The sequence below is a fragment of the Plasticicumulans lactativorans genome (genome assembly GCF_004341245.1).
GTDB classification, from domain to species: domain Bacteria; phylum Pseudomonadota; class Gammaproteobacteria; order Competibacterales; family Competibacteraceae; genus Plasticicumulans_A; species Plasticicumulans_A lactativorans.
The window spans coordinates 159,046-169,974 of sequence record NZ_SLWY01000001.1 but is presented as its reverse complement, the minus strand read 5'-3'; the positions used below and the strand labels follow the sequence as shown (position 1 = coordinate 169,974).

Sequence of the window (10,929 nt, the reverse complement as noted above, 5' to 3'; positions counted from 1 at the left end):
CTGGATGGCACTCGGGTCCGCTCCCTCGGCCGCCGACGGCCGGGGTCCGGCGCCGGGGCGCCGACGCCCCGCAGGCGCGGCGGCGGACGACGGGATGGTAAAAGCCGCACCCCGACGCCCGCCGTAAGGCTAGGTCAACTTTTGTCGCGCTGGCCGCTGCCGGCGACCGGGGACGGCCCGCCGGGGCGGCCGTCGCCGGCGCGCACTCAGCGCAGCAGCACCGAGGACAGGATCGCGGCGAAGGCGCCGATCGCGAGCACGATCAGCGCGTTGCGGCTGCGCGCGAGCGCCTCCTCGGCGCGCCGCCGGGCACCGCGCGCCTCGCTGCGCAGGTCCTCGAAGGCGCGCGGCGACGGCAGCGTCTCGCGCTCGCGCCGCAGTGCCGACAGCTCGTTCTGCACCGCGGCGAACACCGACTCGCGCACTTCGACCAGCAGCGCCGCCACCTGCTGACGCGCCGCGCTCGCCGCCGCGGCGCTCGCGAGCTCGTGCAGGCGTGCGCCGATCTGGCCGCTGTCGAGCGAGCGCACCACCACGCCCAGCCACTCGCCCTGGCGTTCGGTGAGTTCCCGTGCCGCCGCCTGCGCCGCCTGCGCGAGCGCCGCCTCGCGCGCCGCCGCCACCGCCTGGCGCTCGACGCGCTCGCCCCAGGCCTGGCCGATGCGCGCCTCCCAGCCCTCGGGGCCGTGGTCCTCGAGGCGCGCGAGCACGGCCGCGGCGACCGCCGCCTCGAGCGCCGCGCGCTGCCCGGCGAGCGCGCGTTCGACCGCCGCGTGCACCCGGGCGTCGATCCCGGCGGCCGTCGTCTCCGCCACCACTGCCACCGGCGGGGCGACGGGCGCGGGGGCCGCTGCCGGCATCACGGGCGGCGGCTCGGCCGGGACAGCAGCGACCGGGGCGACGGCCGGAGCCGGAGCCGGAGCCGGGGCCGGCGGCACGCTGTCGCGGCCGACCGTCACGCTGAGGTCGCCGAGCAGGCGTTCGATGCCCTCGTCGCTCGACGACTTCGACAGGAAGGCGTAGGCGCCGCAGGCGGCGGCACGCCGGCGTACCTGGTCGGTCTCCTCGGCCGAGCACATCACCACCGGGATGTCCTGGCTCGCGGGGTCGTTGCGGATGTGGGAAACCGCGGTGAAGCCGTCCATCTCGGGCATGGTGACGTCCATGAACACCACGTCGGGCTGGCGGGCGCGCAGTGCCGCGAGCGCCTCGGCGCCGGATGCCGCCTGCTCGACGCGCCAGCCGTGGCGCTCCAGCGTGCGCGTCAGCGCCAGCCGTGCGAGCCGCGAATCGTCCACCACCAACGCCGTTTTCAGCACCATGCCCCCCGTCCCAAGCCGGCCCCTGCCGGCGACGTCCGCCGGGCCGGCACCGGGTATTGTTAGGCCAGCCCGCCGCGAAACGCATCCCCGTGCGGTTTGCGCGCATCGCATGCGAAACTGATGTTTGCAAATCCACCGCTTGCCAACGGAGCCCTTTGATGCTGATGCGCGCCGAACACGCCACGCTGCTGATCATCGACCTGCAGGAGCGCCTGGTCGGCGCGCTCGACCGGGGCGCGGACGTCGTCGCGCACGCCGCCTGGCTGCTCGGCGTGGCGGCGCGCCTCGACGTGCCGGTGCTCGCCACCGAGCAGTACCCGCGCGGGCTCGGCCGCACGGTGGCGGAGCTGGCGGCGCTGATCCCGCCCGGCGCCACGCTGGAGAAACTCTGCTTCAACGCCGCCGCCGAGCCCGCGCTGCCGGCGCGGCTGACCGCCGGCGGCCGGCGCCAGTGCGTGATCGCCGGCGCCGAGGCTCACGTCTGCGTGCTGCAGACCGCGCTCGGCCTGCGCGCGCAGGGCTTCGAGGTGTTCCTGGTCGCCGAGGCGGTCGGCTCGCGCCGTGTCGGCGACCAGGCACTCGCGCTGCAGCGCGCGCGCGACGCCGGCTGCGGCGTGGTCAGCCGCGAGATGGTCGCCTTCGAGTGGCTGGAGCGCGCCGGCACCGACACCTTCCGCGCCGTCAGCCGCGACTTCATCCGCTGAGCCGGCCCGCCATGGAGCTGCCGATCGACGCGGCGCTGCCGGCGCTGCGCGCGGCGCTCGCCGCGCACCCGGCGGTGGTGCTGCAGGCCCCGCCCGGCGCCGGCAAGACCACCCGCGTGCCGCTCGCGCTGCTCGACGCCGACTGGCTCGGCGGCCGCGCCATCGTCATGCTCGAACCGCGCCGCCTCGCCGCGCGCGCCGCCGCCACGCGCATGAGCACGCTGCTCGGCGAGGCCCCCGGCGGCCGCGTCGGCTACCGCGTGCGCTTCGAGCAGCGGGTGTCGCGCGCCACCCGCGTCGAGGTCGTCACCGAAGGCATCCTGACCCGCCGCCTGCAGGCCGACCCGGCGCTCGACGGCGTCGGCCTGGTGATCTTCGACGAGTTCCACGAGCGCAGCCTGCACGCCGACCTCGCGCTGGCGCTGGCACGCGACGCCCAGCTCGGCCTGCGCGAGGACCTGAAGCTGCTGGTGATGTCGGCGACGCTCGACGGCACCCGCATCGCCGCGCTGCTCGGCGACGCGCCGATCGTCGCCAGCGCCGGCCGCGCCCACCCGGTCGAGCTGCGCTACCTCGCCCGCGAACCCGCCGACACGGTCGCCGAGGCGGTCGCGCGCGGCGTGCTCGCCGAGCTGCGCGAGCACCCGGACGGCGGCGACGTGCTCGCCTTCCTGCCCGGCGGCGGCGAGATCCGCCGCGCCCAGGCGCTCATCGCCGAGCACGCGCCGGCGCTGGCGGTGCTGCCGCTCTACGGCGAGCTCGGCCAGGCCGAGCAGCAGCGCGCGCTCGACCCCGATCCCGACGGCCGGCGCAAGGTGGTGCTCGCCACGCCGATCGCCGAGACCAGCCTGACCATCCCCGGCGTCGACACGGTGATCGACGGCGGCTGGACGCGGGTGCCGCGCTTCGACCCGGTCAGCGGGCTGACGCGGCTGGAGACGGTGCGCGTCAGCCGCGCCGCCGCCGAGCAGCGCGCCGGCCGTGCCGGGCGCCTCGGCCCCGGCCGCTGCCTGCGGCTGTGGACCGAGGCGACGCAGCGCACGCTGGCGCCGTACACGGTGCCGGAGATCCTCGAAGCCGACCTCGCCCCGCTCGCGCTCGAACTCGCGCTGTGGGGCGCCGGCGCGGCCACGCTGACCTGGCTCGACCCGCCGAACCCCGGCGCGCTCGCGCAGGCGCACGAGCTGCTCGGCGCGCTCGGCGCACTCGACGGCGACGGCCGCATCAGCGCCGCCGGGCGGCGCCTCGCCGCACTCGGCGTGCACCCGCGGCTCGGCCACCTGCTGCTGCGCGGCGTCGCCGACGGCCAGGCGACGCTCGCCTGCGAACTCGCCGCGCTGCTGGAGGAGCGCGACGTGCTGCGCGGCGAGGCCGCACGCAGCGCCGACCTCGGCCTGCGCGTCGAGGCGCTGCGCGCCTTCGCCGCGCGCGGCCGCCAGGCCGCACGCGATTTCGGTGCCGACACCGCCGCCTGCACCCGCGCCGCGCAGGCGGCGCGCGCCTACCGCCAGCGCCTCGACGTCGCGCCGGACGACGGCGCCGGCGCCCACGTCGACCCCCAGGCACTGGCGGCGCTGGTCGCCGCCGCCTACCCGGAGCGCGTCGCCCGCCGCCGCGACGGCGCGGTCGACCGCTACCAGCTCGCCGGCGGCCGCGGCGCGCGGCTGCGCGAGGGCGACCCGCTCGCCGGCAGCGACTGGCTCGCGGTCGCCGCGCTCGACGCCGGCCACACCGAGGCGCGCATCTTCCTCGCCGCGCCGCTCGAGCTCGCCGGCGTCGAAGCCGCGCTCGCCGGGCGCATCGAGGAGCTCGCCACGGTGCGCTGGGACGAGCGCGAGCAGGCGGTGCTGGCGCGCCGCGAACGCCGCCTCGGCGAGCTGCTGCTGGGCACGCAGCCGCTCGCCCGCGTCGACCCGGCGCGGCTGCGCGCGGCGATGCGCAGCGGCGTCGAACGCCTGGGGCTCGACGCGCTGCCGTGGACGCCGGCGCTGCGCGACTGGCAGGCGCGGGTGCTGAGCCTGCGCGCCTGGGACGTCGGCGGCGACTGGCCCGACGTCGCCGATGCCGCGCTCGCGGCGAGCCTCGACGACTGGCTCGAACCCTGCCTCGACGGCATCACCCGCCGCGAGCACCTGGCCCGGCTCGACCTCGCCGCGATCCTGCAGGCGCGCCTGCCCTGGCCGGCACGCCAGCGCCTCGATGCGCTCGCGCCGACCCACCTCGAGGTGCCGTCGGGCTCGCGCCTGCGCCTCGCCTATGCGGCCGACGGCGCGCCGCCGGTGCTCGCGGTGAAGCTGCAGGAGCTGTTCGGGCTCGCCGACACCCCGTGCATCGCCGACGGCCGCGTGGCGGTGACGCTGCACCTGCTGTCGCCGGCGCAGCGCCCGATCCAGGTCACCCAGGACCTGCGCGGCTTCTGGGACCGCACCTACCCCGAGGTGCGCAAGGAACTGAAGGGCCGCTACCCGCGCCACCCCTGGCCCGACGACCCGTGGAGCGCCACCCCGACGCGCCGCGCCAAGCCGCGCGGCTGAGCGCCGCGGGCGCTGCGTTCAGTCGCCGAGCCCCTGGCCGGCGCGCACCTGGCGGCGCACCCACAGCACCGTGCGCGGCAGCTCCACCGCCCACAGGCTGTGCCACTGCGGCTCCACCCAGGCGATCGCCTCGAACTCGTGCCCGGCGAGCGGCTCCAGCCGCCGCTCCGGCGGCTCGAACTCGACCCTGAGCGTCCACATCCCGGCCACGTCGACCTCGGCGGCGTAGTCGACGCCGTCGATCCAGCGGATCAGGTGCAGGTGCAGCCGGCACGGCGCCGGGCGCAGCCGCGGCAGCACCCGCGCCAGGCGCTCGATGCGCCGCAGCACCGTCACCGAACCGAGCGCGGCGAGCCCGCCGAGCACGATGATGAAGGCGAGCGACAGCGCCACCGGCATCTGCTCCTCGAGCAGCGCGACGAGCCCGGCGGCGATGGCGATGCCGCCCGCCGCCTCGCACACCCGCCGCATGCGCCCGAGCTGCTGGCCGCGCCGCAGCGCCGCCGCCAGCAGCCGGGCATTGTCCGGCGCCTTCGCGTTCGCCTCCACGACACCCCCCGCAAGCCGCGATCACGTCAGTTACGACCGCACCGCAACGGCACGGTGCCCGTGCCGTCACCATAGGCGAAGGTGCGGGCGGGCGCGTGCGTCGACCTGCCGCCGCGATCGCCGGGCACGCCCCCGGGCCGGTGCGGCAGGGACGCTCGACGCGCCGTGTACGACATTCGTACACGCCTGTACGAACCTGAAAAGCGCTTGTACGAGGCAGGAACTTGCGACTTCGGGCTTCGTGCACGCGTGTACGGGCTTCCCGAAAGCGGAAACGGGGTCCGTACACGCGGGCAAGAGCCTCGTACACGCCAGTACGAAGCAACGACACGCGTGTACGAAGGACGTACACGGCCGTACCAGGCGTCTACACGCGTGTACGCTGCGGCGGAAGGCGGCGTTTTCACCGGCCGGCGCGGCGCGCCGGCAAGGCGCCGCACCGGGATGGCGGGATGGCCGGGGTCGGCGGCGTGGGCGCCGGTTCAGACGATCTCGACCACGCCGTAGCGGTAGGCGAGGTGCGTGAGGGCGACGTCGTTGTCGACGCCGAGCTTGGCGTAGATGCGGTAGCGGTGGGTGAAGACGGTCTTGGTGCTGATCTTCAGCGCATCGGCGATGTGCTGGACGTTGTGGCCCTGCACCAGCATCAGCATCACCTGCAGCTCGCGCCGCGACAGCGATTCGAGCGGCGAGCTGTCGGCGCGGTGCACGCGCGCGAGTATCAGGCTGCCGGCGATCTTCGGGGCGATGTAGGGCAGGCCGCGCGCCACCGCGCGCACCGCGGCGACCACCTCGTCGGCCGAGCCGCCCTTGGGCAGGTAGCCGACCGCGCCGGCTTCGAGCATGCGCTGCGGGTAGGGCGGCTGCTCGTGCACCGACAGCGCGATGACCTTGGGTGCGTGCGCCAGCGTGGCGAGGCGGCGGGTGGCTTCGAGCCCGCCCATGCCGGGCATGTCGACGTCGACCAGCACCACGTCGGGCAGCATCGCGCGCGCCAGGCGCAGCGCCTCCTCGCCGTCGGCGGCGGTGGCGACGATGCGGATGTCGTCCCGCTCGCCGAGCACCGCGGCGAGCGCGATGCGGATCAGTTCGTGGTCGTCGACCAGCATCACCTTGATCATCGGTCCACCGCGCCGCCACGGGCCTCCGCCGCCTGTCGGCGCCGAGCATACACCGCCCGGCCGGGGCGCCGCGCCGGCCATGGGCTATGATGGCGCCCCGCCGAATCCGCCGCACGAAACACCGCCATGCCGACCGCATCCGCCACCGTCCTGCCCGCGCCGCCGCTGCCCGCCGATGCCCGGCACGCCGCGCACTGGGGCGGCGTCGAGGGCGCGGCGCTGGCGCTGGCGCTGGCCGAGACCGCCGCGCGCTACAAGGGGCTGCTGCTGGCGGTGACGCCCGACACCCACACCGCGCTGCGGCTGGAGGCGGAGCTCGGCTTCTTCGCCGCCGACGCCGGGCTCGACACGCTGGTGTTCCCGGACTGGGAGACGCTGCCCTACGACGTGTTCTCGCCGCACCAGGACATCGTCTCGCAGCGCCTGGCGACGCTGTACCGGCTGCCGACGCAGAAGCGCGGCATCCTGATCGTGCCGGCGGCGACGCTGATGCAGCGCCTGGCGCCGCGCGGCTACCTCGACCGCCACGCGCTGGTGCTGGCGCGCGGCGAGCGCCTCGACCTCGACGCCTTCCGCGCGCGGCTGGAGGCGGCCGGCTACGCCTGCGTGTCGCAGGTGATGGAGCACGGCGAGTTCGCGGTGCGCGGCTCGATCGTCGATCTCTACCCGATGGGCAGCGCGGCGCCGATCCGCGTCGACCTGTTCGACGACGAGGTCGAGAGCCTGCGCACCTTCGAGCCCGACACGCAGAAGTCGGTGGCCAAGCTCGACGCGGTCGAGCTGCTGCCGGCGCGCGAGTTCGCGCTCGACAAGGAGACGGTGACGCGCTTCCGCTCGGCGTTCCGCGCCACCTTCGAGGGCGATCCGCAGCGCTGTCCGGTGTACCGCGAGGTCAGCCAGGGCTTCGCTCCCGGCGGCATCGAGTACTGGCTGCCGCTGTTCTTCGAGTCCACCGCGACGCTGTTCGACTACCTGCCGGCGGAGACGCTGGCGCTGTGCCTGCCGGGGCTCGACGCGGCGATGGAGGGCTTCATCGCGCAGGTGCTGGAGCGCTACGAGAGCCGCCGCTACGACCGCGAGCGCCCGCTGCTGCCGCCGCCGCGGCTGTTCCTCGACGCCACCGAGGTGCAGCAGCGCCTCGGCCGGCTGCGCCGGGTGACGCTCGCCACCGATGCCGGCGGCGGCGTCGACTTCGGCGGCGCGCCGCTGCCGCCGCTGCACCTGGTGGCGCGCGCCGAGCGCCCGGCGGCGGCGCTGCTCGACTTCCTCGACGCCTTCCCCGGGCGCGTACTGTTCGTCGCCGAGAGCGCCGGGCGGCGCGAGCTGCTTGCCGAGCTGCTGCGCGCGCAGGGCATCCGCCCGAGCCCGTGCGAGGGCTGGGCCGGCTTCGTCGGCGGCAGCGCGCGGCTCGCGCTGGCGATCGCCCCGCTCGACCACGGCCTGCGCCTGCGCGAGCCGGCGCTGGCGGTGATCACCGAGGCCGAGCTGCACCAGGAATGGGTGCGGCAGACGCGCCGGCGCCGCACCGCGGTGCGCGACGCCGAGGCGATCATCCGCGACCTCGCCGACCTCGCGATCGGCGCGCCGGTGGTGCACGAGGACCACGGCGTCGGCCGCTACCAGGGGCTGACGCGGCTCACCGCCGGCGGCGTCGACGCCGAGTTCCTGGTGATCGAGTACGCCGAGCGCGAGAAGCTCTACGTGCCGGTGGCGGGCCTCGCCCGCGTCAGCCGCTACACCGGCGGCGAGGCCGCGCCGCTGCACCGGCTGTCGTCGGACCAGTGGGAGAAGGCCAGGCGCCGCGCCGCCGAGCGCGTCAACGACGCCGCCGCCGAACTGCTCGACATCTATGCGCGCCGCGCGGCGCGGCCGGGGCACGGCTTTTGCGGCGACGAGGCCGAGTACCTGGCGTTCGCCGCGGCCTTCCCGTTCGAGGAGACGCCCGACCAGCAGGGCGCGATCGAGGCGGTGATCGCCGACATGCGCGCCGGCCGGCCGATGGACCGCGTGGTGTGCGGCGACGTCGGCTTCGGCAAGACCGAGGTGGCGATGCGCGCGGCCTTCCTGGCGGTGCAGGACGGGCGCCAGGTGGCGGTGCTGGTGCCGACCACGCTGCTGGCGCAGCAGCACTTCCAGAACTTCGCCGACCGCTTCGCCGACTGGCCGTTCCGCGTCGAGTCGCTGTCGCGCTTCCGCTCGAAGAAGGAAACCGACGCGGTGCTCGCCGGGCTCGCCGCGGGCTCGGTCGACATCGTCATCGGCACCCACAAGCTGATCTCCGCCGAGGTGCGCTTCAAGCAGCTCGGGCTGGTGATCATCGACGAGGAGCACCGCTTCGGCGTCAAGCAGAAGGAGGCCTTCAAGGCGCTGCGCGCCGAGGTCGACATCCTGACGCTGACGGCGACGCCGATCCCGCGCACGCTGAACATGGCGATGGCGGGGCTGCGCGACCTGTCGATCATCGCCACGCCGCCGCTCAACCGCCTGGCGGTGAAGACGCAGGTCGGCGAGTACGACAAGGCACTGGTGCAGGAGGCCTGCCTGCGCGAACTCAAGCGCGGCGGGCAGGTGTACTTCCTGCACAACGACGTCGACACCATCGACAGGCAGGCGCTGGAACTCGGCGCGCTGGTGCCGGGCGCGCGCGTGGCGGTGGCGCACGGGCAGATGGCCGAGCGCGAGCTGGAGCGGGTGATGCTCGACTTCTACCACCAGCGCTGCAACCTGCTGGTGTGCACGACGATCGTCGAGAGCGGCATCGACGTGCCGAGCGCCAACACGATGATCATCAACCGCGCCGACAAGCTCGGCCTGGCGCAGCTGCACCAGTTGCGCGGGCGCGTCGGGCGTTCGCACCACCGCGCCTACTGCTACCTGATCGTGCCGCACCGCAAGGCGATGACCGCCGATGCGATCAAGCGCATCGAGGCGATCGAGTCGCTCGAGGACCTCGGCGCCGGCTTCATGCTGGCGAGCCACGACCTGGAGATCCGCGGCGCCGGCGAGCTGCTCGGCGAGGAACAGAGCGGGCAGATCCACGAGGTCGGCTTCACGCTGTACATGGACATGCTCGAGCGCGCGGTGAAGGCGATCAAGGCCGGGCAGGTGCCGCAGCTCGACCGCCCGCTCGACCACGGCCCCGAGGTCGACCTGACGGCGCCGGCGCTGATCCCCGACGACTACCTGCCGGACGTGCACGCGCGGCTGATCCTGTACAAGCGCATCGCCGGCTGCGCCGACGCCGGGGCGCTGCGCGAGCTGCAGGCCGAGGTGATCGACCGCTTCGGGCTGCTGCCGGCGCCGGCGACCAACCTGTTCCGGGTGACCGCGCTGAAGCTCGCCGCCGCACCGCTCGGGGTGAAGAAGATCGAGGCCGGGCCCAAGGGCGGGCGCATCGTCTTCGGCCCCGCGCCGAAGATCGAGGTGCCGGCGCTGCTCGCGCTGATCCAGAAGCAGCACCTGCACTACAAGCTCGACGGCCAGGAGAAGCTGCGCATCCTCAAGGAGCTGCCCGACGTCGACGCGCGCGAACGCGAGATCGCCGGCCTGCTCGAACGCCTGGCCGGCTGACCGGCGGCGGGGAATGCGCAGGGGCGCGGCCGAGGGGCCGTTGCGAAGCGGATTACGCCGCCGCGAGCGCCCGGAAGGCGCGGAGCGGCGCCGTACCTCGGAGGCGTACATGGATGTACGCCGAGAATGAGCGCAGCAACGGCCCCTCGGCCGCGCTTCGCCGACACGCGCTGCGCGGTGGCAGCCCGTCCCGGGCCTCAGTAGACGACCTCCCACGCCCCCTGCGGCGTGCGCACCACCGCGAGGCGCGCCGGGTAGGCGGCGGCCAGCGCCACGCCGGCGCAGAACTGCATCTCGCTGCCCCTGATGCGCTCGAACGGCTTCGGGTCGGGCGCGAACAGGTGGCCGCCGGCGCGCTGCAGCATCACCTCGGGCTGGCCCACGGTGACGAACTCGATGTCCTTCGCCGTCGGGGCGAGCACACGCACGCCGGCGGCATAGGCCTTGTCGAGGCACTTGAACTTGCGCACGTCGGCCACGCGGATGCCCTCGCGCGCCTGCAGCAGCGTGTAGACGCCGGCGAAGGGCGGCTTGAAGGCGTCGGCGCGCGCCTTCAGCAGCGCGGCGATGGCGGCGCGGTCGGCGTCGTCGAGCGCGCTGACCGGCGGGTAGTGGTGCCAGGGTCGATCGGTGGCGAAGTCGGCGCCGAAGGTGCGCTCGAACACCAGCCGGCCGCTGCCGTTCTTCGTCTCCACGCCTTCGTCGGCCTGGTTGGTAGCGCTGTAGCGGCCGTCGGCGCTGTGCTCGGTGACCTGGTCGGTCACCGCCGCCCAGCGCAGTTGCGCGGCGTAGGCGAGCGCGGCGTCGGCGGGTTCGAACTCGATGCGCAGCCGGTTGTCGCCCTTGCGCAGCCCGGCGCCGAGCGAGGCCGCCGGCAGCCACACCGCCGGGCCGATCTCGCGCGCCTCGAACATCACCGGCAGCGTCTGCCGCCGCACCTCCTGCTCGATGACCGGCACCTCGTTGAGGAACACGCGCGCGGTGCCGGCCACCGCCTCGACGGTCTCGCCGGCCGGGTCGCCGGTGTAGGGCGTGAACTTGAACTCGACGTTGAGCACGGCGGCGGACGCCGCCCAGGCGCAGCACAGGGCGAAACCGGCGAACAGACGACGCAGCATGGATCCACTCC

Annotated in this window: 7 protein-coding genes; 3 read left to right on the top strand and 4 right to left on the bottom strand. The window is 75.0% G+C overall.

Annotated features, from left to right (window positions below):
• Positions 1-206: 206 nt before the first annotated feature.
• On the bottom strand, positions 207-1,322 hold the full coding sequence (locus EV699_RS00680) for a response regulator (protein WP_165903973.1): 1,116 nt from the start codon (positions 1,320-1,322) through the stop codon (positions 207-209).
• A 158-nt stretch (positions 1,323-1,480) separates the two neighbouring features.
• On the opposite strand from EV699_RS00680, the gene EV699_RS00675 reads away from it, so the two are divergent.
• Both EV699_RS00675 and hrpB read left to right on the top strand, forming a co-directional pair.
• Positions 1,481-2,026, top strand: coding sequence for a hydrolase (locus EV699_RS00675; protein ID WP_132538020.1), 546 nt, complete (start codon positions 1,481-1,483; stop codon positions 2,024-2,026).
• Between the two features lie 11 nt (positions 2,027-2,037).
• Positions 2,038-4,560 (top strand): ATP-dependent helicase HrpB, encoded by a 2,523-nt coding sequence (gene hrpB, locus EV699_RS00670; protein ID WP_132538019.1) that lies wholly within the window; start codon positions 2,038-2,040, stop codon positions 4,558-4,560.
• An 18-nt stretch (positions 4,561-4,578) separates the two neighbouring features.
• Here the strand turns inward: hrpB and EV699_RS00665 are convergent, their stop codons facing one another.
• Positions 4,579-5,109 carry a hypothetical protein gene (locus EV699_RS00665; RefSeq protein ID WP_132538018.1) on the bottom strand — a complete coding sequence of 177 codons (531 nt, stop codon included), beginning with the start codon at positions 5,107-5,109 and terminating at the stop codon, positions 4,579-4,581.
• Positions 5,110-5,591: 482 nt separating this feature from the next.
• Positions 5,592-6,230, bottom strand: a complete 639-nt coding sequence (locus tag EV699_RS00660; protein WP_132538017.1) for a response regulator — start codon at positions 6,228-6,230, stop codon at positions 5,592-5,594.
• Between the two features lie 126 nt (positions 6,231-6,356).
• Between EV699_RS00660 and mfd the strand changes: the two genes are divergently transcribed.
• The gene (gene mfd, locus EV699_RS00655; protein WP_132538016.1) at positions 6,357-9,800 is read left to right on the top strand and encodes a transcription-repair coupling factor; all 3,444 of its coding nucleotides are present in this window, start codon (positions 6,357-6,359) and stop codon (positions 9,798-9,800) included.
• Between the two features lie 197 nt (positions 9,801-9,997).
• Here the strand turns inward: mfd and EV699_RS00650 are convergent, their stop codons facing one another.
• Positions 9,998-10,918 (bottom strand): hypothetical protein, encoded by a 921-nt coding sequence (locus EV699_RS00650; protein ID WP_132538015.1) that lies wholly within the window; start codon positions 10,916-10,918, stop codon positions 9,998-10,000.
• Between the last annotated feature and the right edge of the window lie 11 nt (positions 10,919-10,929).